This window comes from Caballeronia sp. LZ065, assembly GCF_031450975.1.
In the GTDB taxonomy this organism is placed as follows: domain Bacteria; phylum Pseudomonadota; class Gammaproteobacteria; order Burkholderiales; family Burkholderiaceae; genus Caballeronia.
In genome coordinates, this window is sequence record NZ_JARUXV010000001.1 from 2,959,804 (window position 1) to 2,985,704 (window position 25,901).

General features: G+C 64.4%; 24 protein-coding genes and 1 riboswitch. Of the genes, 2 read left to right on the forward strand and 22 right to left on the reverse strand.

The genetic code is table 11. From position 1 onward, the window contains the following. Positions 1 to 2 precede the first annotated feature (2 nt). The 20 genes from hisH to QCE63_RS13750 all read right to left on the reverse strand — a co-directional run bounded on the left by hisH (position 3) and on the right by QCE63_RS13750 (position 16,298). Complete coding sequence (gene hisH / locus QCE63_RS13655) at positions 3 to 644, reverse strand: imidazole glycerol phosphate synthase subunit HisH (protein ID WP_309833528.1); 642 nt, start codon at positions 642 to 644, stop codon at positions 3 to 5. After that, positions 641 to 1,261 carry a YchE family NAAT transporter gene (locus QCE63_RS13660; RefSeq protein ID WP_309833529.1) on the reverse strand — a complete coding sequence of 207 codons (621 nt, stop codon included), beginning with the start codon at positions 1,259 to 1,261 and terminating at the stop codon, positions 641 to 643. The genes hisH and QCE63_RS13660 overlap by 4 nt, the downstream gene beginning before the upstream one ends. Before the next feature lie 37 nt (positions 1,262 to 1,298). Continuing rightward, positions 1,299 to 1,886, reverse strand: coding sequence for an imidazoleglycerol-phosphate dehydratase HisB (gene hisB / locus QCE63_RS13665; RefSeq protein WP_309810210.1), 588 nt, complete (start codon positions 1,884 to 1,886; stop codon positions 1,299 to 1,301). A 32-nt stretch (positions 1,887 to 1,918) separates the two neighbouring features. Next, a complete protein-coding gene (gene hisC, locus QCE63_RS13670; RefSeq protein WP_309833530.1) occupies positions 1,919 to 3,001 on the reverse strand; it encodes a histidinol-phosphate transaminase in 1,083 nt (360 codons plus the stop codon). Positions 3,002 to 3,072: 71 nt separating this feature from the next. Then, positions 3,073 to 4,395: a histidinol dehydrogenase gene (hisD, locus tag QCE63_RS13675; protein WP_309833531.1), complete on the reverse strand. Its 1,323-nt coding sequence runs from the start codon at positions 4,393 to 4,395 to the stop codon at positions 3,073 to 3,075. A 45-nt stretch (positions 4,396 to 4,440) separates the two neighbouring features. Continuing rightward, positions 4,441 to 5,133, reverse strand: a complete 693-nt coding sequence (gene hisG / locus QCE63_RS13680) for an ATP phosphoribosyltransferase (RefSeq protein WP_309810219.1) — start codon at positions 5,131 to 5,133, stop codon at positions 4,441 to 4,443. After that, positions 5,130 to 6,401, reverse strand: coding sequence for a UDP-N-acetylglucosamine 1-carboxyvinyltransferase (gene murA, locus QCE63_RS13685; protein WP_309833533.1), 1,272 nt, complete (start codon positions 6,399 to 6,401; stop codon positions 5,130 to 5,132). Before murA ends, hisG begins: the two co-directional genes overlap by 4 nt. Before the next feature lie 123 nt (positions 6,402 to 6,524). Next, positions 6,525 to 6,764: a BolA family protein gene (locus tag QCE63_RS13690; RefSeq protein ID WP_309810225.1), complete on the reverse strand. Its 240-nt coding sequence runs from the start codon at positions 6,762 to 6,764 to the stop codon at positions 6,525 to 6,527. A 16-nt stretch (positions 6,765 to 6,780) separates the two neighbouring features. Then, positions 6,781 to 7,536, reverse strand: coding sequence for an ABC transporter permease (locus tag QCE63_RS13695; protein ID WP_309833534.1), 756 nt, complete (start codon positions 7,534 to 7,536; stop codon positions 6,781 to 6,783). Beyond that, the gene (locus QCE63_RS13700) at positions 7,533 to 8,459 is read right to left on the reverse strand and encodes an ABC transporter ATP-binding protein (RefSeq protein WP_309833536.1); all 927 of its coding nucleotides are present in this window, start codon (positions 8,457 to 8,459) and stop codon (positions 7,533 to 7,535) included. The genes QCE63_RS13695 and QCE63_RS13700 overlap by 4 nt, the downstream gene beginning before the upstream one ends. Positions 8,460 to 8,668: 209 nt before the next feature. Beyond that, complete coding sequence (locus QCE63_RS13705) at positions 8,669 to 8,956, reverse strand: STAS domain-containing protein (RefSeq protein ID WP_309833538.1); 288 nt, start codon at positions 8,954 to 8,956, stop codon at positions 8,669 to 8,671. Beyond that, on the reverse strand, positions 8,953 to 9,582 hold the full coding sequence (locus QCE63_RS13710; RefSeq protein WP_309833539.1) for an ABC transporter substrate-binding protein: 630 nt from the start codon (positions 9,580 to 9,582) through the stop codon (positions 8,953 to 8,955). Before QCE63_RS13710 ends, QCE63_RS13705 begins: the two co-directional genes overlap by 4 nt. A gap of 124 nt (positions 9,583 to 9,706) precedes the next feature. Then, positions 9,707 to 10,642, reverse strand: coding sequence for a VacJ family lipoprotein (locus tag QCE63_RS13715; RefSeq protein WP_309833540.1), 936 nt, complete (start codon positions 10,640 to 10,642; stop codon positions 9,707 to 9,709). 10 nt (positions 10,643 to 10,652) lie between these two features. After that, the gene (mlaD, locus tag QCE63_RS13720; RefSeq protein ID WP_309833541.1) at positions 10,653 to 11,228 is read right to left on the reverse strand and encodes an outer membrane lipid asymmetry maintenance protein MlaD; all 576 of its coding nucleotides are present in this window, start codon (positions 11,226 to 11,228) and stop codon (positions 10,653 to 10,655) included. 94 nt (positions 11,229 to 11,322) lie between these two features. Further along, positions 11,323 to 12,090 carry a lipid asymmetry maintenance ABC transporter permease subunit MlaE gene (mlaE, locus tag QCE63_RS13725; RefSeq protein ID WP_309833542.1) on the reverse strand — a complete coding sequence of 256 codons (768 nt, stop codon included), beginning with the start codon at positions 12,088 to 12,090 and terminating at the stop codon, positions 11,323 to 11,325. Further along, positions 12,087 to 12,902 carry an ABC transporter ATP-binding protein gene (locus tag QCE63_RS13730; protein WP_309833543.1) on the reverse strand — a complete coding sequence of 272 codons (816 nt, stop codon included), beginning with the start codon at positions 12,900 to 12,902 and terminating at the stop codon, positions 12,087 to 12,089. The genes mlaE and QCE63_RS13730 overlap by 4 nt, the downstream gene beginning before the upstream one ends. A gap of 97 nt (positions 12,903 to 12,999) precedes the next feature. Next, on the reverse strand, positions 13,000 to 14,094 hold the full coding sequence (gene thiE / locus QCE63_RS13735; RefSeq protein WP_309833544.1) for a thiamine phosphate synthase: 1,095 nt from the start codon (positions 14,092 to 14,094) through the stop codon (positions 13,000 to 13,002). Beyond that, on the reverse strand, positions 14,091 to 14,897 hold the full coding sequence (locus QCE63_RS13740) for a thiazole synthase (RefSeq protein ID WP_309833545.1): 807 nt from the start codon (positions 14,895 to 14,897) through the stop codon (positions 14,091 to 14,093). The genes thiE and QCE63_RS13740 overlap by 4 nt, the downstream gene beginning before the upstream one ends. Before the next feature lie 38 nt (positions 14,898 to 14,935). Further along, a complete protein-coding gene (thiS, locus tag QCE63_RS13745; protein ID WP_309833547.1) occupies positions 14,936 to 15,133 on the reverse strand; it encodes a sulfur carrier protein ThiS in 198 nt (65 codons plus the stop codon). Between the two features lie 16 nt (positions 15,134 to 15,149). Next, complete coding sequence (locus QCE63_RS13750; RefSeq protein ID WP_309833549.1) at positions 15,150 to 16,298, reverse strand: FAD-dependent oxidoreductase; 1,149 nt, start codon at positions 16,296 to 16,298, stop codon at positions 15,150 to 15,152. A 222-nt stretch (positions 16,299 to 16,520) separates the two neighbouring features. Further along, positions 16,521 to 16,645: riboswitch (TPP riboswitch) on the reverse strand. A gap of 275 nt (positions 16,646 to 16,920) precedes the next feature. Between QCE63_RS13750 and QCE63_RS13755 the strand changes: the two genes are divergently transcribed. Then, complete coding sequence (locus QCE63_RS13755; RefSeq protein ID WP_309833550.1) at positions 16,921 to 18,663, forward strand: ABC transporter ATP-binding protein/permease; 1,743 nt, start codon at positions 16,921 to 16,923, stop codon at positions 18,661 to 18,663. Positions 18,664 to 18,938: 275 nt separating this feature from the next. Further along, entirely contained in the window at positions 18,939 to 19,121 is a 183-nt protein-coding gene (locus tag QCE63_RS36845) for a DUF1828 domain-containing protein (protein WP_404990107.1), read from the forward strand. Positions 19,122 to 19,359: 238 nt separating this feature from the next. Here QCE63_RS36845 and QCE63_RS13760 read toward each other — a convergent pair whose 3' ends face one another. Further along, positions 19,360 to 20,826: a glutamate synthase subunit beta gene (locus QCE63_RS13760; RefSeq protein ID WP_309833551.1), complete on the reverse strand. Its 1,467-nt coding sequence runs from the start codon at positions 20,824 to 20,826 to the stop codon at positions 19,360 to 19,362. Between the two features lie 80 nt (positions 20,827 to 20,906). Beyond that, a complete protein-coding gene (locus tag QCE63_RS13765) occupies positions 20,907 to 25,610 on the reverse strand; it encodes a glutamate synthase-related protein (RefSeq protein WP_309833552.1) in 4,704 nt (1,567 codons plus the stop codon). Between the last annotated feature and the right edge of the window lie 291 nt (positions 25,611 to 25,901).

The following is a 25,901-nucleotide window of genomic DNA, read 5'->3' on the forward strand; positions in this document are numbered from 1 at the left end:
TTTTACGGGTTCCAGTGGACGAAGTTCCGATACACGCGCAAGCCCGCCTCCGCGCTCTTCTCGGGGTGAAACTGTGTGGCGAACAGGTTGTCGCGCGCCACCGCCGACGTGAACGCCGCGCCGTAGACCGTTTCGCCCGACGTATGCGCCGGATTCGCCGGCACCACGTGGTAGCTGTGCACGAAATAGAAGAACGCGCCGTCCGCGACGCCGTCCCACAGCGGATGCCGCTGCGTCTGGCGCACGCGGTTCCAGCCCATCTGCGGCACCTTGAAGCGCGAGCCGTCGTCCTGCAACTGGCCTTCCAGCTGGAAGCGCACGACCTTGCCCGGCAGCAGCCCCAGGCCCTTCGTATCGCCTTCCTCGCTCCAGTCGAACAGCATCTGCTCGCCGACGCACACGCCGAGCATCGGCTTTTCGCGTGCCGCCTGCAGCACGGCTTCCTGCAAACCGGATTCGCCCAGATGCGCCATGCAGTCGCGCATCGCACCCTGCCCCGGCAGCACCACGCGATCCGCCGTGCGAATGCCTTCCGGCTGAGCGACGATCGCCACCTCCGCTTCGGGAGCCGCCTTTTTCAGCGCCTGGTAGACCGAGCGCAGGTTGCCCATTCCGTAATCAACAATCGCAATCGAAGTTTTCATTTCAAAGATGGCATCAGAGCCTTCAGACCGTTGACGATGAACTCCACCGCCAGCGCGGACAACATCAAACCCATGAGACGCGTCCCGATATTGATTCCGGTGCGTCCGACCCAGCGCGCGATGGGCTCCGCGAGATTCAGCGCGCCGAAGCACAGCCCCGCGATGATCGCGCCCAGCAAGACCAGTCCGAAGCGGTCGTACCAGTGCTGCGCATTGGCAGCATAAACGATCACCGTGCTGATCGAGCCGGGCCCGGTGAGCAGCGGAATGGCGAGCGGCACGACCGCGATGTTGTTGCGCTCCTCAGCTTCCATGCGTTCTTCGGGTGTTGAACGCGCGTTGCCGACCTGCGCGTTCAACATGCTGATCGCCATGAGCAGCATGATGATGCCGCCGCCCACTTCGAACGATCCGACCGAAATACCGAAGAACGCGATGATCTGCTGGCCGAGCAGCGCCGTCACCGCAATCACGCAGAACACCGAAATGGACGCGACACGGATGGTGTTGCGCCGCTCGATATCGGATTGCTGCGAGGTCAGGCTCAGAAAAAACGGTATCGCGCCGATCGGATTGATCAGCGCGAGCAACGAGATGAACGACTTGAACAGATCCATCGTGGTCGCGGCGCGCGCTCCGGGACAGCGTGATCGCTTAGAGACTGCCCTTGGTCGACGGAATCTGCCCCGCCGCGCGTTCGTCCAGTTCCACGGCCATGCGCAGCGCGCGGCCGAAGGCCTTGAATACGGTCTCGACCTGATGGTGCGTGTTGAGGCCGCGCAGGTTGTCGATATGCAGCGTGACGCCCGCGTGATTCACGAAGCCGCGGAAGAATTCTATGGTGAGATCGACGTCGAAAGTGCCGATGCGCGCGCGCGTGAACGGCACGTGGAACTCGAGACCCGGCCGGCCGGAGAAGTCGATGACGACGCGCGACAGCGCCTCGTCCAGCGGCACGTAGGAATGACCGTAGCGGCGAATGCCCTTGCGGTCGCCGATGGCCTTCGCCACCGCCTGCCCGAGCGTGATGCCGGTGTCTTCCACCGTATGGTGGTCGTCGATATGGAGGTCGCCATGCGCTTCGATGTCGAGATCGATGAGCCCGTGACGGGCAATCTGGTCGAGCATGTGATCGAGGAACGGGACGCCGGTGGCGAGCTTCTGCTTGCCGGTGCCGTCCAGATCGAGCTTCACACGGATCTGCGTTTCGCTGGTGTTGCGAACGACTTCCGCAATGCGCATGGTGATTCCTTGAGACTGATCGAATGTGAGGGTTAGTTCGGTGCGAGCGGGGCGAGCTTCTTGAGCGCCGCAACCATGTGCGCGTTCTCTTCGGCCGTTCCGACCGTCAAACGCACGCAATTTGCCAGCAACGGGTGCATTTTACCCACGTTTTTGATCAAAACCCGCGAAGTCAGAAGGGTTTCGAAAGCCACCGCGGCATCCGGCACGCGCACCAGCAGAAAGTTGCCGGCGCTCGGAAAAACCGTCATGCCGGGCAAGGCGGCGACTTCCGTCGCGAGCGTCGCGCGCTGGCGGCGCAGTTCGGCGGCCTGGGCGTCGAGCACGTCGAGGTGATCGAGCAGGAAGGCGGCGGTCGCCTGCGTCAGCACGTTGATGTTGTACGGCGGGCGCACCTTGTCGAACTGCATGATCCAGCCGGGACGCGCCGCCATGTAGCCCAGACGGATGCCCGCGAGCCCCAGCTTCGACACGGTGCGCATCACGACCACGTTGCCGAACTCCGCCGCGCGCGGCATCCAGCTTTTCTCCGCGAACGGCTGATAAGCCTCGTCGATCACGACGAGACTCCGGCTCGCCGCCGCGATCACGCGCTCGATGTCGGCGTCGTCGTAGAGCGTGCCGGTCGGATTGTTCGGGTACGCGAGGTACACCAGCGCGGGCGCGTGCGCCTCGATGGCAGCGATCAGCGCGTCGGCGTCGAGCGTGAAGTCCGCCTTCAGCGGCACGCCGATGAAGTCGAGATGCGCGAACTTCGCCGACATCTCGTACATGACGAAGCCCGGCACCGGTGCGACGATCTTCGCGCCCGGCTTCGAGCACGCCACCGACATCATGCTGATGAGTTCGTCCGACCCGTTGCCGAGCAGCACGTCGCAGGCATCGGGCACCTGCATCGTGCGCTTGATCTTCGCGAGCAGGTCGGCGGGACGCGGCGCCGGATAGCGGTTCAGCGCGACGCCGGCGAGATGCTCGCCCAGCGCCTTCGCGAGACTCTCCGGCAGCGTCCAGGGATTTTCCATCGCGTCGAGCTTGATGAGGCCCGTGGCGTCGGGCACCGGATAGCTCCCCATCGCGAGGACGTCGGGACGAATGATGTCTTGTGCTGTGGTCATGTTGTTCCAGCGTCTCTCTCGCCGGTCAGACGGCAACTCTCAGGTTGCCTCGTTCAGTGGGCCGGCCTCGATCAGCCGACGTTCTTCATCCGGAATTCCGCGCTGCGCGCATGCGCCTGCAAGCCTTCGCCGTAAGCCAGTTCGGCGGCGATCTCGCCAAGCGTCTGCGCACCGTCCGCGCTGACTTCGATCACGCTCGAACGCTTCATGAAATCGTACACGCCGAGCGGTGACGAGAAGCGCGCCGTGCGCGACGTGGGCAACACATGATTCGGTCCGGCGCAGTAGTCGCCCAGGCTCTCGCTCGTGTAGCGGCCGAGGAACATCGCGCCCGCGTTGTGGATCTGCGCGGCCCATTGATGCGGATCGAGCGCGGAGATTTCCAGGTGTTCCGGCGCGATGTCGTTCGCGATCGCGCACGCTTCGGCCATGTCCTTCACCTTGATGAGCGCGCCTCGGTCTTCCAGCGAACGCTGGATGACGTCGCGGCGCGGCATCGCCGGCAGCAGTTCGATGATCGCTTCCTCGACGCGGCGGATGAACGCCTCGTCCGGACACAGCAGGATGGATTGCGCGAGTTCGTCGTGTTCGGCTTGCGAGAACAGGTCCATCGCGACCCAGCGAGGGTCCGTGGTGGCGTCGCAGATCACGAGAATTTCAGACGGTCCCGCGATCATGTCGATGCCGACCGTGCCGAAGACGCGCCGCTTCGCCGACGCCACGTAGGCATTGCCCGGGCCGCAGATCTTGTCGACTGCCGGCACGGTCTTCGTGCCGTAGGCGAGCGCGGCCACGGCCTGCGCGCCGCCGATCGTGAACACGCGATCCACGCCGCCCAGCAGCGCAGCCGCGAGCACGAGCGGATTCTTCACGCCGTCGGGCGTCGGCACGACCATGACGATTTCCTTCACGCCCGCGACGCGCGCCGGAATGGCGTTCATCAGCACCGACGACGGATACGCCGCCTTGCCGCCCGGCACGTAGATGCCCGCGCGGTCGAGCGGCGTGACCTTCTGGCCGAGCACGGTGCCGTCGGCCTCGGTGTAATGCCAGCTATGGCTGCCGCACTCGATACGCTGCTTCTCGTGATAGCCGCGCACACGCGCCGCCGCCGCTTCGAGCGCCGCGCGGCGCTTCGGTTCGAGCCCTTCGAGCGCGGCTTCCATCTCGGCGAACGGCAGTTCGAGCGCAGCCACGCTGTCCGCCTTCAGGCGGTCGAAACGCTGGGTGTAGTCGAGCACGGCTTCGTCGCCGCGCGCCTTCACATCGGCGAGGATCTGCGCGACCGAGCGCTCGATCGCTTCGTCTTCACTGGCCTCGAAGGCGAGCACCGCGCGCAGCGCCTGTTGAAAGCCGTCGGTGCTGGAATCGAGTTTGCGAATCTTGATGGACATGCCGGTTTTCCGTTTTGCTGATGGCGCGCCGCGCGTGCGGCCCGCCTAATTGCCTGACCCGCCGGTGGCGCGCTCGAACGCGTCGAGGTACGGCTTCAGCGCCGCACGCTTGAGTTTCAGCGCCGCCTGATTCACGACGAGGCGCGACGAAATCTGCATGATCTCCTCCACCTCGACCAGATTGTTCGCCTTGAGCGTGCCGCCCGAGCTGACCAGGTCGACGATCGCATCGGCCAAACCGACCAGCGGCGCCAGTTCCATGGAGCCGTACAGCTTGATCAGGTCCACGTGCACGCCCTTCGACGCGAAATGCTGCCGCGCCGTCTCGGTGTACTTCGTTGCGACCCGCAGGCGCGCGCCCTGGCGCACTGCGCTCGCGTAGTCGAACCCGGCCTTGACCGCGACCGACATCCGGCAACGCGCGATATCGAGATCCACCGGCTGATACAGGCCGCCACCGCCATGCTCGATCAGCACGTCCTTGCCCGCCACGCCGAAGTCCGCCGCGCCGTATTCGACGTAGGTGGGGACATCGGTCGCGCGCACGATGATGACGCGCAGATTCGGGTTGGTGGTCGGCAGAATGAGCTTGCGCGAACTTTCCGGATCCTCGGCCACCTGCACGCCGGCCGCCGCCAGCAGCGGCAGCGTCTCTTCGAAGATACGCCCTTTCGACAAGGCGAGCGTCAGCGGCGCGCTCGCCGCCAGCGACGACGACGTCTGCGGCAACGAACTCATTGTTCGCCTCCGCTGCCCGCGATGCGGCGCACATTCGCGCCGACCGCCGTCAGCTTCGCTTCCATGCGGTCGTAACCGCGGTCCAGATGGTAGATGCGGTCGATCAGCGTTTCGCCGTCCGCGCACATCGCCGCGATCACGAGGCTGGCCGAGGCCCGCAGGTCCGTTGCCATGACCTTCGCGCCGGACAGCTTCTCGACGCCGGCGACCAGCGCCGTGTTGCCGTCGATGGTGATGCTCGCGCCCAGGCGGTTCAGTTCCTGCACGTGCATGAAGCGGTTTTCGAAGATCGTCTCGACCACTTGCGAGGTGCCGTTGGCGATCGTGTTGAGCGCCATGAACTGCGCCTGCATGTCGGTCGGGAACGCCGGGTATTCGGAGGTGCGGATATTCACGGCTTCGGCGCGCTTCGCCATGCGCACGCGCATCCAGTCGTCGCCTTCCTCGATGTTCACGCCCGCCTCGCGCAGCTTGGCTGTCACGGCGTCGAGCAGTTGCGGCCGGACGTGACGCAGCGTGACATCGCCGCCCGCCGCCGCGACCGCGCACAGGAACGTGCCCGCTTCGATGCGGTCCGGCACGACCGCATGCTTCGCGCCGTGCAGTTTCTCGACGCCCTGGATCACGAGCCGGTCGGTGCCGATGCCGTCGATCTTCGCGCCCATCTTCACAAGCAGGTGCGCGAGGTCGCTCACTTCGGGTTCGCGCGCGGCGTTCTCGATCACCGTCTCGCCGTCGGCGAGGACCGCTGCCATCAGCAGGTTCTCGGTGCCGGTCACGGTGATCATGTCGGTGACGATGCGCGCGCCTTTCAAACGCTTTGCGCGCGCTTCGATGAAGCCGTGCTCGATGTTGATCTCGGCGCCCATCGCCTGCAGGCCCTTGATGTGCTGATCGACCGGACGCGCGCCGATCGCGCAGCCGCCCGGCAACGACACCTTCGCTTCGCCGAAGCGCGCGACCAGCGGCCCGAGCACGAGGATCGACGCGCGCATCGTCTTCACGAGTTCATACGGCGCGACGAGATTGTCGACCTTCGATGCATTGAGCGTCACGCGGCCGTCCGCGGACACTTCCGACTGCACGCCCATCTGCTTGAGCAGCTTGAGCGTGGTGCGCACGTCCTGCAGGTTCGGCACGTTCGACAAATGAACGTCGTCCGCGGTGAGCAGGCAAGCGCAAAGAATCGGCAGCGCCGCGTTCTTGGCGCCCGAAACAGTGATTTCGCCGGAAAGCTTGGCGCCTCCCGTGATGACCAGTTTATCCATGATGACGTGTCCTTCGACCGAGCTGCCTGCTGCGGAGCCGCTTTCGACGCCGCGGTTGTCTTTGATGATTCGCACTGTCTACTGCCTATGTCTGCGTGTATCTGCCGGCGATGCCGGCCCGGTTCAGGCCGCTTGCCACTCTTCGGGCGTGAGCGTCTTCATGCTGAGCGCGTGAATTTCCTCGCGCATGCGCTCGCCGAGCGCGGCATAAACGAGTTGATGGCGTGCGATCGGCCGCTTGCCGGCGAACGCGTCGCTCACGATGGTCGCGAAGAAGTGCTGGCCGTCGCCCTCCACTTCGAGATGCTGGCAGGCGAGACCGGCTGCGATATAGCCTTTCACCTGCTCCGGAGTCGGTTGCATGAAAGTCTCCTTGAATTTAATGACGCAGCTTGAAGCCGCTCGCGAGCATGCGCACGGCGATCAATGCCAGCGCGGCCAGGAATGCGCCGACGATGCACAGGCTCACCAGCGGATTCACGTCCGACACGCCGAAGAAGCCGTAGCGAAAGCCGTCGATCATGTAGAAGAACGGGTTCAGATGCGACACCGCGCGCCACAGCGGCGGCAGCGAATGCGTCGAGTAGAACACGCCGGAAAGAAACGTGAGCGGCATGATCAGGAAGTTTTGAAACGCGGACAGATGGTCGAACTTGTCAGCCCAGATGCCCGCGATCAACCCCAGCGTGCCGAGAATGCCCGAGCCGAGCACCGCGAACGCAATGATGTAGAACGGCGCGGAAAAAGACATCGGGATGAACCATATCGTCACGATGAACACGCCCAGCCCGACGCACAGGCCGCGCGCCACCGACGCCAGCACATAGGCGAAGAACATCTCCCAGTGCGCGATGGGCGGCAGCAGCACGAACACCAGATTGCCGGTGATCTTCGACTGGATCAGCGAGGACGAGCTGTTGGCGAACGCGTTCTGCAACACGCTCATCATCACGAGACCGGGCACGAGGAAGCTCGTGTAGCCCACGCCCGGATACACCTGCACGTGCCCCGACAACGCATGACCGAAGATGGTCAGGTACAGGAGCGCCGTCACCACCGGCGCCAGCACGGTCTGGAACGACACCTTCCAGAAGCGCAGCAGCTCCTTGTAGAACAACGTCTGGAAACCGCTCATGACAGTCCCTCGACCACTTCAGGCCCGTTCATCACCTGCATGAACACGTCTTCGAGATCCGCCTTGCGCACTTCGATTTCGTCGAAGGTGCAGCCTGCCGCGCGGCATTTGGCGAGGATCGGCTCGACGTCGTCGTAGCTCGTGAGCCGCAGCAGATGCTGAGCGCCGGACACGGCCTGCGGATCCACTTCGAGCGCACGCAGTTCGGCGGGCAACGGGCCGTTCGCCAGACGCAGATACAGCTGCATGCCGGCAAAGCGCTGCAACAGAGCGCTCGTGCGTTCCAGCGCGACGACTTCGCCACGCCGCAGCATCGCGAGGCGGTCGCACAGGGATTCGGCTTCTTCCAGGTAATGCGTGGTCAGCACGATGGTGTGACCTTCGCGATTCAGGCGCGAGATGAATTTCCAGAGCGTCTGGCGCAATTCGACGTCGACGCCGGCGGTGGGCTCGTCGAGAACGATCACCGGCGGCCGGTGCACCAGCGCCTGCGCCACCAGCACGCGGCGTTTCATGCCGCCCGACAGCGCGCGGGTGTTGACGTCGGCTTTCTCGGTGAGATCGAGATTGGCCATCACTTCATCGATCCAGTCGTCGTTGCGGCGCAGGCCGAAGTAGCCCGACTGGATCCGCAGCGACTCGCGGACGGTGAAAAAAGGATCGAACACGAGTTCCTGCGGCACGACGCCCAGCGCGCGGCGCGCCGCGCGAAAGTCGCTGACGACGTCGTGTCCGCGCACGGAGATCGTGCCGCTATCGGCACGGGCAAGGCCGGCCAGGATGCTGATCAAGGTGGTTTTGCCCGCGCCGTTCGGGCCGAGCAGGCCGAAGAACTCGCCCTCTTCGACCGTGAGGCTCACGCCTTTGAGCGCCTGGAGCTCCTTGTAGCGCTTCCTGACGTTTCGGATTTCTATCGCTGACATGGACTGTGCGCGGGCCACGTTCGGCCGCGCCTCGATTTGTGCGGGGATGGCGCTTCCGGGTCCGCTCCTGCCGGCTCGCATAAAGAGGGCCGGGGCGATGCCCGAAAAAACGTTTGATTATAGGGCAAAGCGGCTTGAGCCGACCTTGCGGCGATCCTGCTGGCGTGAACGCAGCGGCAGATGCAGCCGCCTGCCGTGTCAGTGCAGGATCAATGTCGGAAGGAGAGAAGCGTATCGACGCCATAGGCTCGCGCGAGACTCTCGAGCCCGGAGGGAAGATTGACGACGCCGAACGCGGCGCCACGCGCGGATGCCGCGCGCTGCCATGCGAGCAGCACGGCGAGCGCGGAGGAATCGAACTGCGTGAGCGGTGCGCAATCCACCTCGCTCGCGCCCGCCGCGATGCGCGACAGGCCGGCTTCGAGCGCGGCTTTCGCGCTGTCGTGCGTCAGCGACGCGGCCGTCTGGAAACGGCCGCCCGTAACCGGCGTGCTCACGATGCCTTGCCGCTCGCGAGTTGCTGATTGCGCTGCGTGAGGAACTGCAACAGGCCGCCCACGCCATGCTGCTGGATCTGCTCGTTGAACTGCTGCTGATACGCCTGGATCAGCCATGCGCCGAGCACGTTGATGTCATACAGGCGCCAGCCTTGCGGTGTCTTGTACAGGCGGTAGTCCAGTTCGACCGGTTGACCGTTGTTCATCACGACCGAGCGGACCACGACATCGGTATCTTCCGGCGACGCGCGGAACGGCTTGTACTGGATGGTCTGGTTGCGCACTTGCGCCAGCGCGCCCGCGTAGGTGCGGATCAGCAGCATCTTGAACTGCTCGACGATCTGCTTCTGCTGCTCCGGCGTAGCCGAGTTCCAGTTGCGACCCATCACGAGACGCGTGGTGCGCGTGAAATCCGTGTACGGCAGGATCTTTTCATTGACGAGCTTGGTGATCTCGTTGATGTTGCCCGACTGGATCTGCTTGTCGGACTTGAGTTCATCGAGCACTTGCGTGGTCACGGTCTTGATCAGCTGTTCCGGCGAATTCGCATCCACCGACTGCGCCGACGCCGAACCACAGAAAGTCGCGAATAGGGCGAAAAGGGGAAGAAGCAATAGTTTTTTCATCGCAAACCCTGCAGAGATAGAGGCTTCAGTTTGAGCGCGCCGCCGGGATCGAGTTCAGGCGAGGCGTGCTCCAAATCGTAAGAAATGTCGTCAGCTATGTTACCGCGCGTTAGCAGATCACCGCTCAACGCAAGCGGAACGAGGGGAAGCCGGGCGGCGCGCGCGGCGGCACGTACTGGTTGCCGGGGACCGTGCCATTGGCTCCGCTCGCCGGTGCAGGCGCAGCCGCCGTGCCTGATGCCGGCGCGGCGCCCTCCGCTGCCGGTGAAGCGGGCTCGGTGGGCGCGGCCGTTTCCGACGCCCCCGCCGCGGCGGCTGCGCCTTCGCTGTCGGAGTAGTTCGGCGGCGGCGTTTCGCTGTAGTCGGGCGTGCTGTTGTCGCCTCCGGTGATCAGGAACTGGCGGCGCTGCAAGTACGTGTTGCGCACGAACGTGTATTTGTCGAGGGCGGCGTCTGCCAGGAGGTCCGAGACGTCCAGCAGGTTTGCTCGCGTGTTGATGAGGTTCACGCCGTACAGCGCCCAGCTCACCGAATCCGGGCTCACGTAGGTCAGCGGATTGCCGAAGTAATCCACCACCAGGCCGGCGGAATCGCGCACAGTGCTCGGGCCGAGCAACGGCAGCACGACATAAGGACCCGGCGGCACGCCGTAATGGCCCATGGTCAGGCCGAAATCGCCGGAGTGCTTCGGCAGCTTCGCGATGGTCGCGACGTCGAACAGGCCGCCGACGCCGAACAGCGTATTGATGGCGACGCGCATGATGTCCGACACGCCGTCCGCGATCTTCAATTGCAGGAGATTATTGGCGGCGATGTACACGTCGCCGATGTTCGAAAAGAAGTTGGTCACGCTGTTGCGCACCGGCTCCGGCACCGCCCACACGTAGCCCTTCGCCACCGGCTTCAGCGCGTAGCGGTCGACTGTGTCGTTGACCGTGAACATCGTGCGGTTGTAGCTCTCGAACGGATCGCCCTTGCTGGGCGTCGTCACGGTGGCACATCCGCCGAGTGCCGCTGCGCACGCGATCATCGCCGCGCACCGCATTCCCATGGCCTGCATGTTCTTCTCCTTATTGAGCCGCGCCCGATGCAGCCGAACCACCCGAAGCACCCGAAGCACCCATTGCGCTCGCCGCGCCCGGGAAGGCCGGTGCAGCGGGCGCCGGAGCAGCAGGCGCCTTCGATGCGCCGGAATCCGCCGCCTTGTTATAGAGGAACTGGCCGATCAGGTTTTCGAGCACCACGGCGGACTGCGTCATCGTGATGGTGTCGCCGTTCTTGAGCATCTGGTCGTCGCCGCCCGGATCGAGGCCGATGTACTGCTCGCCGAGCAGTCCCGAGGTCAGGATCTTCGCCGACGAGTCCTTCGGAAACTGATACTGCTTGTCGATGTCGATGGTGACCACGGCCTGGTAGGTGTTCTGGTCGAAGCCGATGCTGCCGACTCGTCCCACGGTCACGCCCGCGCTCTTGACCGGCGCGCGCGGCTTCAGTCCGCCGATGTTGTCGAACTTGAGTTTGACCGCATAGGTTTGCTGGAACGACAGGGAACTCATGTTGCCCGCCTTCAGCGCGAGAAACAGCAGCGCTACGAAACCGAGCACCACGAACAGGCCGACCCAAAAGTCGAGAGCAGTCTTTTTCATCGTCTTCCCAAAGAGAATCTTTTCGCAGATGGCGCGTGACGGTCTATGGCCTTCACAACGCCCGCGCCGGATCCGGCGCCTGGCACCGGGTTCGCTAGCTGAACATCAGCGCGGTCAGCAGGAAATCGAGCCCGAGCACGGCCAGCGACGCATACACGACGGTTTTCGTCGTTGCGCGCGACACGCCTTCCGGCGTCGGCCTCGCTTCGTAACCCTGGAACAGCGCGATGAACGTCACCGCGAAACCGAACACCACACTCTTGATGACGCCGTTGCCGACGTCGCGCCAGACATCCACGCCGCTTTGCATTTGCGACCAGAACGCGCCCGGATCCACGCCGATCAGCATCACGCCGACCACGTAGCCGCCGATGATGCCCACTGCGCTGAAAATGGCCGCGAGCACCGGCATGGCGATGATGCCCGCCCACAGCCGCGGCGCCACGACGACCCGTAGCGGGTCGACGGCCATCATTTCCATGGCCGTGAGTTGCTCGCCGGCCTTCATCAAGCCGATTTCCGCCGTCAGCGATGTGCCCGCGCGTCCGGCAAACAGCAACGCGGTCACGACCGGACCGAGTTCGCGCACCAGCGACAGCGCGACGAGCAGGCCGAGCGCCTGTTCGGACCCGTAGCGGCTCAGCGTGTAATAGCCCTGCAAGCCGAGCACGAAACCGACGAACAAGCCCGACACCGCGATGATGACAAGCGAATAATTGCCGACGAAGTGGATCTGTTTCGTGACGAGGCGGGGACGGCGCAGCAGCGGGAAGAATTCGAGCACGAGCCGCGCGAACATGCGCATGGCGTAGCCCGTGGTGCCGAAGCCGTCCAGCACCCAGCGTCCGATTGCGCTGATCATGCGCGCCCTCCGATGCCGAAATCCTCAGCGAGCGAGGTGCTCGCGTAGTGGAACTTGAACGGGCCGTCCGGCGTGCCGTCGATGAACTGGCGCACGGTCGGGTCTTGCGACGCCCGCAGTTGTGCCGGCGTGCCTTCGGCGTGAATGCCGCCGTTCGCGATGAAATACACGTAGTCGGCGATGGCGAAGGATTCCGGCACGTCGTGCGTGACCAGAATGGACGTGGCGCCGAGGGCGTCGTTAAGCGTGCGGATGAGTTGCGCCGTGATGCCGAGCGAGATGGGATCGAGACCGGCGAAGGGCTCGTCGTACATCATCAACTGGGGATCCAGCGCGATGGCGCGCGCCAGCGCCACGCGCCGCGCCATGCCGCCGGAAATCTCGGACGGCGCGAGGTCGCGGGCGCCGCGCAGGCCGACCGCGTTCAGCTTCATCAGCACGAGGTCGCGGATCAGATCTTCCGGGAGATCCGTGTGCTCGCGCAGCGCGAACGCGACATTTTCGAACACGGTCTGGTCCGTGAACAGCGCGCCGAACTGGAACAGCATGCCCATCTTGCGACGCAGCGCATACAGGCCTTCGCGCGTCTGCGCGCCGACGTCCTGATTGCCGAACATCACCTGACCGCGGCTCGCCTTCACGAGGCCGCCGATCAGACGCAAGGTCGTGGTCTTGCCGCAACCCGAGCCGCCCATGACGGCGACCACCTGCCCACGCGTGAAACGCATGTTCAGGTTCGATAGAACGAGCCGGTCGCCGTAGCCGAAATCGACGTCGCGCAGCTCCAGCAGAGTCTCGGAAGAAGCAGGCACTGGGTAAGAGATTCCGTTGACGCAAGAGGCCGAATTATAGGGCCTGCGCGCAATCGGTGCTTTGCCTAGGGCGTTACTTCCGCCTTTTTGAGAGTTTTCATGGTTGACCGTCAAACATTTGTTGCAATGTCGAAATTGCTGCGGCCGTGTCCGGCGCTTCAGTGACGGCACGCACCACCGCGCCGCTGCCGACGCCCGTCGCGAGCACGCCCGGCATCGCCCGGGCATCGATCCCGCCGATCGCCACCAGCGGCACGCGGCCCGACAGCAATTGCACGTAGCGCGCGAGCCGCGCCAGGCCCTGCGGTTGGGTCGGCATGACCTTGGTCGTGGTCGCGAACACAGCGCCGAGCGCCAGATAGCTCGGACGAAAATGCAGCGCGCGCAGCATCTCGTAGTAGCCGTGCGTGGACAGGCCGAGCCGCACGCCGGCCCGCGCGATCGCGTGCAGATCCGCCGTCTGCACGTCTTCCTGCCCGAGATGCACGCCGTATGCGCCCGCCGCGATCGCTTCGCGCCAGTGATCATTGATGAACAACTGCGCGCCGTGCCGGCGCCCCGCTTCGACCGACCGCGAGATCTCTTCGCGCAGCACGGCGGGCGTGTCGGCAGCGGTCGACTTGCGGCGCAGTTGCGCGGTGCGCACGCCGAGATCGAGCACTCGCTCGACCCAGGCGGCATCCGGCAGCACCGGATACAACCCGAGCCGCTCCGGACACGGCGCAAAGCCCCCTTCCGGCGCGGACGGCAAGTCGGCGACGCGCGGGAACATGGCGAAATCGACGGGCCATGCGTCAGCGCGCGCCTCGTCGCCGGCGCGCCACGCGAGCGCGAGCACCAGCGCGTCGTGCGGCTCGAAGTTGCAATCGAGGAATGCGGCAAGCGCCGCGAGCCAGTCATCGCTGCGCGCGCCTTCCAGTGCGAAACGCTCGCCGCCCCGGCGCAGCACCGTGCGCTCGTCATGGGCGTCGAGCACGGTCGCGCCCTGCTTCGTCAGGCGCTCGGCGTCGGCGTCGCGCGCCTCGGTGAACACGATCAGGTCGTTCGCCTGCGGCGTTTCGGGCGCGGTCAGGCAAATGCGCCAGCGCGTTTCGGCAACGGGCCAGTCGCCGAGCCGGGCGCGGATACGTTCCGCGACCTCGACCAATTCATCCGCCGGCGGCCAGAACACTTCGCGGTTCAGGAGACTCATGCCGCACCTCCTTCCTGATGCCAGAACGGCATGCCGACCACCGGCGTGCTCGCCTGCGCGCTGTCGCGCTCGGCCATCGGTCCGGCGAGAAACGCGGTGCGCCCCGCCTCCACGCCCAGCGCAAACGCCCGCGCCATCTGCGGCGGAAAGGTCGCCTGAGACACCGCCGTGTTGAGCAACACGCCGTCGAAGCCCCATTCCATCACCTGACTGGCGTGCGACGGCACGCCGAGCCCGGCATCGACGATCAGCGGCACGTCCGGCAGACGCTCGCGCAACGTGCGCAGCCCGTACGGATTGGTCACGCCGCGACCGGTGCCGATCGGCGCGCCCCATGGCATCAGCGCCTCGCAGCCCGCGTCGAGCAGGCGCCGGCCGATCACGAGGTCTTCCGTGCAATATGGCAGCACCTTGAAGCCGTCGCGGATCAGCTTCGACGCCGCCTCGACCAGGCCAATCGGATCGGGCTGCAAGGTGTAGTCGTCGCCGATCAGTTCAAGCTTGATCCAAGGCGTCTCGAACACTTCGCGGGCCATGCAGGCCGTGGTCAGCACTTCGTCGACGCTCTGGCAGCCCGCCGTGTTCGGCAGCAGCGCGACGCCGTGACGCTTGAGGACGTCGAAGAAGCCGGCCTCGCCGGTCTCGGACTGCCGCCGCAGCGCGACGGTCACCATGCCGGGACGCGCGGCGTCGATGGCATCCGACAGCGATTGCAGCGACGGATAACGCGACGTGCCGAGCAAGAGCCGGCTCGGGAAGGACTGGCCGTAGAGCGTGAGCACGTCGGCGGTCTGTGTGGTCATGATGGGATCCTTCGATTCTTCGAGTTGCGTCATGCGACTCAGCCGCCCGCGACGGGCGACACGACGTCGAGCCGGTCGCCGGCGGAAAGCGTACGGATGGCGTGCTCGCCACGCGCGACGAACTGGCCGTTGAGCGCGACCGCGAACGGCGGCCTCGCGCCGAACGCGGCAAGCGCCTCGCCCACGGTGGCGGCGTCGGGCAGCTCAAAGGCGCGCTGATTGATGTGGATGTTCATGGCTTTCGTCTCTTGTCTAGTGCGACAGCGCCGGCGTGGAGACAGCGGCGGCGTGCAGCAGTTCCGGCCAGCGCGCGGCGTGACGATGTTCGTCGAAGCTCGCGTGGCTGGCCACTTCGCCGGCGATGAGGGCTTCCGCCAGCCGGCACGCGGTGTCCGCGACTTCGGGCGCGATCATGAAGCCGTGCCGATACAGCCCATTCACGCGCACGGTCCGCGCTCCGTCCCAGACGATGGCTGGCCGGTGATCCGGCAAGGTCGGCCGGCAGTGGGCGTTGAGTTCGAGGATGCGCGCCTCGCCAAAACCCGGATGCACGGCGAACGCGGCGCTCAGCAGTTCGAGCGCGGACCGCACGCTCACCGGCGACATGTCCTCGCCTTCGACTTCAGTCGCGCCGATGACGTACAGATCGTCCTGCTTCGGCGCGATATAGAGCGGATAGCGCGGATGCAGCAGCCGCACCGGCCGCGACAGCCCGATGCCCGGCGCGTGCACCCGCGCCACCTCGCCGCGAATCCCGCGCAGCGCGGGCCAGGCGGGCTTGCCGCCAAGGCCGCGGCAATCGATGATCCAGCGCGCGTCGGGCATGGCATCGACGCAGGTGTTCCAGTGCGTGCGCACGCCGCGCGCCGCGAGTCCGGCGGCCAATGCGGCGAGCGCCTGGCGGTTATCGAGTTGACCTTCGTTCGGCAGCAGCCAGCCTTGCACGAAACGCGAGCCGAGCGCCGGTTCCGCCTGCGCGACCTGGGCGCCGGCCAGCTTGATGAAGCCGCCGTCGAGCAAGCCGGCGGGCGAGTTGGCGCGCAACCGGCGTTCGAGCAAGGGCGCCTCGGCGCGATCCGCGCCATGCCAGACGACGAGCGTACCGTTGCGCTGGAAGAAGACCGGCTCGGGCAACTGCGCGATGAGCCCCGGCCAGCGTTCGAGCGATGCCGCGCCGAGCCCGACCACGAGCGGTTCCGCGCTGGCGGCCTCGGCGAGCGGCGCCAGCATCGCGGCGGCCACCCAGGCGGCCGACTGCGTGCCGAGCGCGTCGCCGCGCTCGAAAAGACTCACTTGATGCCCCGCGCCCGCGAGCTGCCAGGCCACGAGCCGGCCGACGAGCCCGCCGCCAATCACGGCGAAATCCGCCTGGGGGCCGGCGGTCTGATGGATTCTGTTCAATTCGATGTCTCCTATCGGCCGGCACGGCATATGAAGCGCGCATACGAGGCCTATGCTTGACGCTGCATCAGAAGGAGAAAGGCAGAATGGCCCGATCCGTCTGTGCAGGCGCTGCGGCACATCACAAGGACGACATGGGTGGAGAGACCGGCCCGGCTGCGAATGCGCGCCGGACGGAAAAAGACAAGGTGCGGAAGAAACTGGAGGAATGGCGCGGGTGTCGCGCGTTCTCCGGAAACTTCCCTCGCCGGTATTACCCGGATCGGGTGCAAAGGGTCTCTCTCAGCCTCGCTGCGTGAGGGCCGGTTCCGGCCGTCGATGCATGCGAAGCACCCCTGTTTCGTCGAAGGTCATTAGACCATGAAAGGCGAATGCGCTGCAAACCGGGATTGCGCCCTGCTTTTTTCCTGCGCAGCGGCACTCTGGCACAATGCCGCGAACATGGTTCAGCTGGCGCGCGCGCGAAATTAAGTGAGCATTAAGGCAGACCCGGAACAATTTGCAGGCCCGAAACTGGCTGCCCGGAAGACAAGGCCAGGCCGCAGCCGGCCGCACCGCGCAGCAAGCCCGTCGCGCGACCACGCAACAATCGCCGCCCCAAGGGCGCATCGGCAGGAAGCTCATGATCGACACCCGTACCGAAAATACTCAGCAGAAAGCCGACGAAGTCTCGGCGTGGAGCCTCATCAAGCCCTATTGGGTTTCCGAGGAACGCGGCTTCGCGTGGGGCCTGCTCGTGGCGATCATCGCGATCAACATGACGGTCGTGTGGATCAACGTGCGGCTCAACAGCTGGAACGCGGACTTCTACAACGCGCTGCAGAACAAGAACGTCAAGGATTTCCCCCACCTGCTGCTGATCTTCACCGGCCTCGCCTTCGCGTACATCCTGCTCGCGGTGTACGGACGATATCTGCGGCAGATGCTGGCGTTCCGCTGGCGTCAATGGCTGACGAACAAGTATCTCGAACAATGGTTCGGCGAAAAGGCGTTCTACCGTATCGAACGCGACCGGCTCGCCGACAACCCTGACCAGCGTATCAGCGACGACCTGCAATCCTTCGCGACCACGACGCTTTCACTTTCGCTCGACCTGCTCTCGACGCTCGTCACGCTGGTCACCTTCATCACCATCCTGTGGACCCTCGCAGGCGCGCTGACCTTCTCGCTCGGCGCCACGCCGATCACGATTCCGGGCTACATGGTCTGGGCCGCCGCGCTGTACGCGATCCTGGGCTCGCTGATCATCCAGAAGGTCGGGCATCCGCTGGTGTCGATCAATTACCAGCAGCAGAAGGTGGAGGCGGACTTTCGCTTCGGACTGATCCGTGTGCGCGAGAACGCCGAGCAGATCGCCTTCTACGACGGCATCACGACCGAAACGGCAAACGCCAAGTCCATCTTCCAGCGCATTCGCGACAACTGGTGGCTGATCATGAAGTACACGAAGCGCATGACCTTCGTGCTGAGCTTCTATGGCCAGATCGCCATCATCTTTCCGATCATGGTCGCGGCACCGCGCTACTTCGCGGGCGCGTTCTCGTTTGGCGTGCTGATGCAGATTTCATCGGCGTTCGGCACGGTCAGCGATTCGTTTTCCTGGTTCATCAACAGTTATTCGACCTTGGTCGAATGGCGCGCCACGGTGAATCGTCTGCGTGAATTCAAGCGCGTGATGCGCTCCACGCATATCCGCGAGGAAAACTCGCCGGCCACCGAGCGCGGCGGCATCAACCTGCACTACACGAGCACGCCCTCGCTCACGACCCAGGATCTCACGCTCGCGCTGCCGAACGGCACGCCGTTGTCGCGGGTGGCGAACGTGTCGGTGGAGCCGGGCTCGCGCTGGCTGGTCGTCGGGCCATCGGGATCGGGCAAGAGCACGTTGATGCGGGCGCTCGCGGGCCTGTGGCCGTTCGGCGACGGCACCATCGACGCGCCCGTCGACGCGAAGATGATGTTCATCCCGCAAGTGAGCTATCTGCCGATCGGCACGCTGCGTGCGGCGCTGGCGTATCCGTCGCCGGGCGGCACGTTCAGCGACGAAGAAACCCGCGAGGCGCTGCGTCTTTGCAATCTCGGGTCGTATGTGGATCGGCTCGAAGAAAGTGCGCATTGGGCGCGGAGCCTGTCGCCGGGCGAGCAGCAACGCCTGGCCGCGGCGCGCGTGCTGCTGCACAAGCCGGATTTCCTGTTCCTTGACGAAGCCACCAGCGCGCTCGACGCGGAAAACGAACTGCACATCTACAACACGGTGCTGGAGAAGCTGCCGAAGGCGGCGATTTTAAGCGTCGCGCATCGCGAGTCGGTCGCGATGTTCCATGACTACAAGATCGAGATCGAGAGGATGATGGCGGAGGCTTGAGGCGGGGTTTTCGGTGTCGAGCGTGTCGCGAAGACCGCATCGGTGAGGGATCGCCGGTGCGGTTTTTTCTTATGTGTGGGATGGGTCGGTTTGGGCTGTGTCGCTGAATCCAGACTGTCCAGTCCTGCTCTCATTGAGGCGATGGATGGAACTCCAGCTTTTGAACGATGTTGAACGTGCGGCCTGAATCACCCGATGCCGTGAAGCGACTCCTGTCCGAGTCGCGGTGCTCCGAACTTGAGATAGGACGAGACGGCGACACGGTGCGGCTCTCCATGCCGTTGCTCGAACCGGACGGCGATTGCGTCACGGTCTGGCTCCGGCAAACGATGGGGGGCTGGCGGCTTGAAGATGCTGGCGCAACGCTCATGCGCGTCTCATACGACTCCGACGTGTCCGCCCTCCTGCGTGGTCCGCGCCGGGTTTCACTCGACAAAATGCGCCGCGCGCCTCGCTGACGACGGCCAGATTGTGTCCGAATGCGACGAGCATTCGCTCGGTATCGCGCTGCTGCGCTACGGTCAAGGCTTGCTGCGCGTCAGTGATCTGAAAATCTGGAACTGAACGCGCGTCGCATCGGCACGGTTGGACGACCTCAAGCTGAGCTTCACTGCAATTGTCGGCATCGCCTGAAAACCAAAAAGGCGAACAGCCTTTCGACCATCCGCCTTTTCTCAAGCCTGCCAACTCAAGCCTTTACCGCGGCAGCTCACTGCTCCCCATCAGGAACGCATCGACCGATCGCGCGCACTGGCGTCCTTCGCGAATCGCCCACACCACCAGCGACTGGCCGCGCCGCATATCGCCCGCCGTGAACACCTTGTCCACCGACGTGTAATACGCTTTGTCGCCTTCGGTCAAAGCACGCACATTGCCGCGCGCATCTTTCTCGACGCCGAACGCTTCCAGCACCGGCGACACCGGCTGCGTAAAGCCCATCGCGAGCAGCACGAGATCGGCCTTCATCTCGAACTCCGAACCCGGCACTTCCTGCATCTTGCCGCCCTTCCACTCGACGCGCACCGCAATCAGCTTCTCGACCTTGCCGTTCTTGCCTTCGAAGCGCTTCGTCGCCACCGACCAGTCACGCTCGCAGCCCTCTTCGTGCGACGAAGACGTGCGCAGTTTGATCGGCCAGTACGGCCACACGAGCGGCTTGTTCTCTTCTTCAGGCGGTTGCGCCAGCAGTTCGAACTGCGTCACGCCCTTCGCGCCATGCCGGTTCGACGTGCCGACACAATCGGAACCCGTATCGCCGCCGCCGATCACGACCACATGCTTGCCCTTGGCCAGCAGCTGGTCCGGGACCTTGTCGCCCGCATTGACCTTGTTCTGCTGCGGCAGGAATTCCATCGCGTAGTAGATGCCCTGGAGCTCGCGGCCCGGCACCGGCAGATCACGCGGCGTTTCCGAACCGCCGGCGATCACCACGGCATCGAACTGTTCCTTCAGCTCGTCCGGCGTGATGGTTTCCTTCGCCGTGTTGGCGATGTACTCCGGCATCGCTTCCTTGCCGATGAACACATTGGTGCGGAACGACACGCCTTCCGCTTCCATCTGGCGCATGCGGCGGTCGATCAGCCACTTCTCCAGCTTGAAGTCAGGGATACCGTAGCGCAGCAGGCCGCCGATGCGGTCGTTCTTCTCGAACACGACGACGTCATGCCCCGCGCGCCCCAGTTGCTGCGCGGCGGCGAGTCCCGCGGGACCGGAACCGACCACGGCAACCTTCTTGCCCGTCTTGTGCTTCGGCGGTTGCGACACGACCCAGCCTTCGGCGAAGGCCTTGTCGATAATCGCGTGCTCGATCGACTTGATGCCGACCGGATCGTCGTTGATGCCCAGCGTACACGCCGATTCGCACGGCGCCGGGCAGATGCGGCCCGTGAACTCCGGGAAGTTGTTGGTGGAATGCAGCACGTTGATCGCGCTCTTCCAGTCCTGCTGGAACACCAGATCGTTAAAGTCCGGAATGATGTTGTTGACCGGACAGCCGTTGTTGCAGAACGGAATGCCGCAGTCCATGCAGCGCGCGCCCTGAACCTTCGCGTCTTCATCGGTCAGCGCTGCAACAAATTCCTTGTAGTGCTTGACGCGGGTCAGCGGTGCTTCGTACGCCTCGTGCTGGCGTTCGAACTCGAGAAAACCGGTTGCCTTGCCCATTTCTTTCTCTGTATTTGGTGAGGATCACGCGCTCTGACGTCTTGGCGGCAGAGCGCGCTTGTTTCTGTGTGAACGAGGCATCATGCCGCGATGGCGTCCTTCGACTTCTTCGCGCCAATTTCAGCCAGTGCGCGCTTGTACTCCGTCGGGAAGATCTTGACGAACTGGCGGCGCGACGCGTCCCAGTTTTCAAGCAAGGCCTTCGCGCGCGGCGAGCCGGTGAACTGGAAGTGACGCTCGATCAGCCCCTTCAGCAACGCTTCGTCGGTCTTGCCGGCGTGCCACAGCGCTCGATCCACCGTGCGCTCCTGTTCGGCCTGCTGCAGCACCGGATCGAGCGCGACCATCGACTTGTTGCACTTGCCCGCGAAGCTGCCATCCGGGTCGTACACGAACGCGATGCCGCCCGACATGCCCGCCGCGAAGTTACGGCCGGTCTCGCCGAGCACGACCACCGTGCCGCCGGTCATGTATTCGCAGCCGTGGTCGCCCGTGCCCTCGACAACCGCCGTCGCGCCTGAGTTGCGCACGCAGAAGCGCTCGCCCGCGACGCCGCGGAAATACGCTTCGCCTTCGATCGCGCCGTACATCACCGTGTTGCCGCAGATGATGTTTTCCTCGGACTTGCCGCGGAAATCGTTGGTCGGGCGAATGATGATGCGTCCGCCCGAGAGACCCTTGCCGACGTAGTCGTTGCCGTCGCCGACCAGATCCAGCGTCACGCCCTTCGCGAGGAACGCGCCGAAGCTCTGACCCGCCGTGCCCTTCAGCTGGATGTGGATGGAATCGTCGGGCAGGCCGTCGTGGCCGTGCTTCTTCGCGATCGTGCCGGACAGCATGGCGCCGACCGTACGGTTCACGTTGCGCACCGGCTGGATGAACGACACATGCTCACCCTTCTCGATGGCCGCCTTCGACTTCTCGATCAGAATGTGATCGAGCGCCTTGTCCAGACCGTGGTCCTGCGTGTCCACATGCTTGCGCGCGACTTCGGCTTCCACCGGCACTTGGTAGAACACGCGCGAGAAGTCGAGACCCTTGGCCTTCCAGTGATCGACGCTCTTCTTCGTGTCGAGCAGTTCGGCGCGGCCGATCAGGTCGTCGAACTTGCGGATGCCAAATTGCGCCATGATTTCGCGCACTTCCTCGGCCACGAAGAAGAAGAAGTTGACGACATGTTCCGGCTGGCCGGAGAACTTCGCGCGCAGCACCGGATCCTGCGTCGCGACGCCGACCGGGCACGTGTTCAGATGGCACTTGCGCATCATGATGCAGCCTTCGACGACCAGCGGCGCCGTCGCGAAGCCGAACTCGTCCGCGCCGAGCAGCGCGCCGATCACGACGTCGCGGCCGGTCTTCATCTGGCCGTCGGCCTGCACGCGGATACGGCCGCGCAGACGGTTCAGCACCAGGGTCTGCTGCGTTTCAGCGAGGCCGAGTTCCCACGGCGTGCCCGCATGCTTGAGCGACGACAGCGGCGACGCGCCCGTGCCGCCATCATGGCCCGCGATCACGACGTGATCCGCCTTCGCCTTCGCGACGCCTGCCGCCACCGTGCCGACGCCCACTTCGGACACCAGCTTCACCGAAATGCTCGAACCGGAGTTGACGTTCTTCAGATCGTGAATCAGCTGCGCGAGGTCTTCGATCGAATAGATGTCGTGGTGCGGCGGCGGCGAAATGAGGCCGACGCCCGGCACCGAGTAACGCAGCTTGCCGATGTAGTCCGACACCTTGTGGCCCGGCAACTGGCCGCCTTCGCCAGGCTTCGCGCCCTGCGCCATCTTGATCTGGATCTGGTCCGCCGACGCGAGATACTCCGCCGTCACGCCGAAGCGGCCCGACGCGACCTGCTTGATCTTCGAGCGCAGCGAATCGCCTTCCTTCAGCGGGATGTCGCTGACGACTTCCTTGCCGATGATCGATTGCAGCGTGTCGCCGTTCTTGATCGGAATGCCGCGCAGTTCGTTGCGATAGCGCGTTTCATCCTCGCCGCCTTCACCGGTGTTCGACTTGCCGCCGATCCGGTTCATCGCGACCGCCAGCGTGGCGTGCGCTTCCGTGCTGATCGAGCCGAGCGACATGGCGCCGGTCGCGAAGCGCTTGACGATGTCCTTCGCCGATTCGACTTCTTCGAGCGGAATTGCCTTGGCCGGGTCGACCTTGAACTCGAACAGACCACGGAACGTCATGTGACGCTTCGTCTGGTCGTTGATGATGTGCGCGTATTCCTTGTACGTCTGGTACGAGTTGCTGCGCGCCGAGTGTTGCAGCTTGGCGATGGCATCCGGCGTCCACATGTGCTCTTCGCCGCGCACGCGGTACGCGTACTCGCCGCCCGCGTCGAGCATGGTGGCGAGGACCGGGTTGTCGCCGAACGCGTCGCGATGCAGGCGAATCGCTTCCTCGGCCACTTCGAAGATGCCGATGCCGCCGACCTTCGACGCCGTGCCCTTGAAGTACTTTTCGACCAGCTCCGCCGACAGGCCCACGCCTTCGAAGATCTGCGCGCCGGTATAGGACATGTACGTCGAGATGCCCATCTTCGACATCACCTTGAGCAGGCCCTTGCCGACCGCCTTCGTGAAGTTGTAGATGACTTTCTCGGCCGAGAGGTCGCCCTTCAGGCCGTCGGCCATGTTGGCGAGCGTCTCCAGCGCGAGGTACGGGTGCACGGCTTCCGCGCCGTAGCCCGCGAGCAGCGCGAAGTGATGCGTCTCGCGCGCCGAGCCGGTTTCGACGACCAGACCCGTGCTCGTGCGCAAGCCGTGCGCGACGAGATGCGAGTGAATCGCCGAGGTGGCGAGCAGCGCCGGGATCGCGACGTTGTCACGGTCCGCGCGACGGTCCGACACGATCAGGATGTTGTAGCCCGACTTGACGGCGTCCACGGCTTCCGCGCACAGCGAGGCGATGCGCGCCTCGATGCCTTCCTTGCCCCACGCAACCGGATAGCAGATGTTCAGTTCGTACGAGCTGAATTTGCCGCCGGTGTACTGGTCGATGGCGCGGATCTTCGCGATGTCCTTGAAGTCGAGCACGGGCTGCGACACTTCGAGGCGCATCGTCGGGTTGATGTTCGTCGTGTCGAGCAGGTTCGGCTTCGGGCCGATGAACGACACGAGCGACATCACCATGTTCTCGCGGATCGGGTCGATCGGCGGGTTCGTCACCTGCGCGAACAACTGCTTGAAGTAGTTGTACAGCGTCTTGTTCTTGTTGGACATGACCGCCAGCGGCGAGTCATTGCCCATCGAGCCGATGGCTTCCTCGCCCGATTGCGCCATCGGCGCCATCAGGAACTTGAGGTCTTCCTGCGTGTAGCCGAACGCCTGCTGGCGGTCCAGCAGCACGGCGGCTTCGCGACGTTGCGTCTCGACGTCCTCGGCCTTCGGCTCGATTTCGTCGAGCTTGATGCGCACGGCCTCGATCCAGCTCTTGTACGGCTTGGCGTTCGCGAGGTTGTCCTTGAGTTCCTTGTCCTGGATGATGCGGCCCTGCTCCATGTCGATCAGGAACATCTTGCCCGGCTGCAGGCGCCACTTCTGAACGATCTTCGATTCGGGAATCGGCAGCACGCCCGACTCCGAGGCGAGGATCACGAGGTCGTCGTCGGTGACGAGATAGCGCGCCGGACGCAGGCCGTTACGATCCAGCGTCGCGCCGATCTGACGGCCATCGGTGAACGCGATCGCGGCGGGACCGTCCCACGGTTCCATCATCGCGGCGTGATACTCGTAGAACGCACGGCGGTTGTCGTCCATCAGCGTGTGCTGTTCCCACGCTTCCGGGATCATCATCATCATCGCGTGGACGAGCGGGTAGCCGGCCATCACGAGCAGTTCGAGACAGTTGTCGAACGAAGCCGTGTCCGACTGGCCCGGATAGATCAGCGGCCAGAGCTTCGGCAGGTCGTCGCCGAGCACGTGCGAGGCGATCGCGCCGGTACGCGCGTTCAGCCAGTTGACGTTGCCCTTCACGGTGTTGATTTCACCGTTGTGCGCGATCATGCGGTACGGGTGCGCGAGCTCCCACGCCGGGAAGGTGTTGGTCGAGAAACGCTGGTGCACGAGCGCCAGCGCCGAGACGACGCGCTCGTCCTGCAGGTCGCGGTAATACACGCCGACCTGACCCGCGAGCAGCAGCCCCTTGTAGACCACGGTACGCGACGACACCGACGGCACGAAGTATTCCTTGCCGTGCTTGAGCTTGAGCGCCTGGATGCGGTGGCTCGCCGTCTTGCGGATGATGTACAGCTTGCGCTCGAGCGCGTCCGTCACGACGATGTCCTTGCCGCGCCCGATGAAGATCTGGCGAATCAGCGGCTCGGTGGCCTTCACGGTGGGCGAGATGGGCATGGTGGAGTCGACGGGGACGTCGCGCCAGCCGAGCACCACCTGTCCTTCTGCCTTCACGGTGCGCTCGAGTTCCTGTTCGCACGCGAGACGCGACGCATGTTCCTTCGGCAGGAAGATCATGCCAACGCCATATTCGCCGGCCGGCGGCAACGTCACGCCCTGCTTGGCCATTTCCTCGCGATAGAAACCGTCCGGCACCTGGATCAGGATGCCGGCGCCGTCGCCCATCAGCGGATCGGCGCCCACTGCGCCGCGGTGGTCCAGATTCTCGAGAATCTTGAGACCCTGCTGAATGATCTCGTGGCTCTTTTTCCCTTTGATATGGGCGACGAAGCCGACGCCGCAGGCGTCATGCTCGTTGGCAGGGTCGTACATGCCCTGCGCGGCGGGAAGCGAACCGACTGCCGGTTGCTGATGATCGTTCATGGGGACACCGTCTCTACTGTGAGGGGCCGACTGACGCGGCCGTTGAACCATTTTCTTGTTGCTGTGCGACGGTTTTGTTTCAACGAATCAGGTCGCACTGCACGGTCGTGCGCGGCACGCTGCACCGCGGCAATCGCCGGAAATCGAAATATACGCGACGAATCAAAAAGATGGCAAACAAAATGTGTTGGTCTGACACCTATTATCGTTATGGTGCACATCTGCCCTATTTATTTGGGGCCACATTGAAAATGTACAAGAAAAAACGGCATCTGGTTGAAATCCGAGACG

Bases quoted from the DNA above. Each gene is read 5' to 3' on its own strand.
- QCE63_RS13710 (WP_309833539.1), bottom strand. From the start codon at position 9,582: ATGAAAAAACTATTGCTTCTTCCCCTTTTCGCCCTATTCGCGACTTTC.
- QCE63_RS13740 (WP_309833545.1), bottom strand. From the start codon at position 14,897: ATGACCACACAGACCGCCGACGTGCTCACGCTCTACGGCCAGTCCTTC.
- QCE63_RS13765 (WP_309833552.1), bottom strand. From the start codon at position 25,610: ATGAACGATCATCAGCAACCGGCAGTCGGTTCGCTTCCCGCCGCGCAG.
- QCE63_RS13695 (WP_309833534.1), bottom strand. From the start codon at position 7,536: ATGAGCGGTTTCCAGACGTTGTTCTACAAGGAGCTGCTGCGCTTCTGG.
- mlaE (WP_309833542.1), bottom strand. From the start codon at position 12,090: ATGATCAGCGCAATCGGACGCTGGGTGCTGGACGGCTTCGGCACCACG.
- thiE (WP_309833544.1), bottom strand. From the start codon at position 14,094: ATGAGTCTCCTGAACCGCGAAGTGTTCTGGCCGCCGGCGGATGAATTG.
- hisH (WP_309833528.1), bottom strand. From the start codon at position 644: ATGAAAACTTCGATTGCGATTGTTGATTACGGAATGGGCAACCTGCGC.
- QCE63_RS13660 (WP_309833529.1), bottom strand. From the start codon at position 1,261: ATGGATCTGTTCAAGTCGTTCATCTCGTTGCTCGCGCTGATCAATCCG.
- QCE63_RS13715 (WP_309833540.1), bottom strand. From the start codon at position 10,642: ATGCAGGCCATGGGAATGCGGTGCGCGGCGATGATCGCGTGCGCAGCG.
- thiS (WP_309833547.1), bottom strand. From the start codon at position 15,133: ATGAACATCCACATCAATCAGCGCGCCTTTGAGCTGCCCGACGCCGCC.
- QCE63_RS36845 (WP_404990107.1), top strand. From the start codon at position 18,939: ATGCCGTTGCTCGAACCGGACGGCGATTGCGTCACGGTCTGGCTCCGG.
- QCE63_RS13700 (WP_309833536.1), bottom strand. From the start codon at position 8,459: ATGTCAGCGATAGAAATCCGAAACGTCAGGAAGCGCTACAAGGAGCTC.
- hisB (WP_309810210.1), bottom strand. From the start codon at position 1,886: ATGCGCATTGCGGAAGTCGTTCGCAACACCAGCGAAACGCAGATCCGT.
- QCE63_RS13760 (WP_309833551.1), bottom strand. From the start codon at position 20,826: ATGGGCAAGGCAACCGGTTTTCTCGAGTTCGAACGCCAGCACGAGGCG.
- QCE63_RS13690 (WP_309810225.1), bottom strand. From the start codon at position 6,764: ATGCAACCGACTCCGGAGCAGGTGAAAGGCTATATCGCAGCCGGTCTC.
- hisG (WP_309810219.1), bottom strand. From the start codon at position 5,133: ATGAGTTCGTTGCCGCAGACGTCGTCGTCGCTGGCGGCGAGCGCGCCG.
- murA (WP_309833533.1), bottom strand. From the start codon at position 6,401: ATGGATAAACTGGTCATCACGGGAGGCGCCAAGCTTTCCGGCGAAATC.
- QCE63_RS13755 (WP_309833550.1), top strand. From the start codon at position 16,921: ATGATCGACACCCGTACCGAAAATACTCAGCAGAAAGCCGACGAAGTC.
- hisC (WP_309833530.1), bottom strand. From the start codon at position 3,001: ATGACCACAGCACAAGACATCATTCGTCCCGACGTCCTCGCGATGGGG.
- hisD (WP_309833531.1), bottom strand. From the start codon at position 4,395: ATGTCCATCAAGATTCGCAAACTCGATTCCAGCACCGACGGCTTTCAA.
- mlaD (WP_309833541.1), bottom strand. From the start codon at position 11,228: ATGAAAAAGACTGCTCTCGACTTTTGGGTCGGCCTGTTCGTGGTGCTC.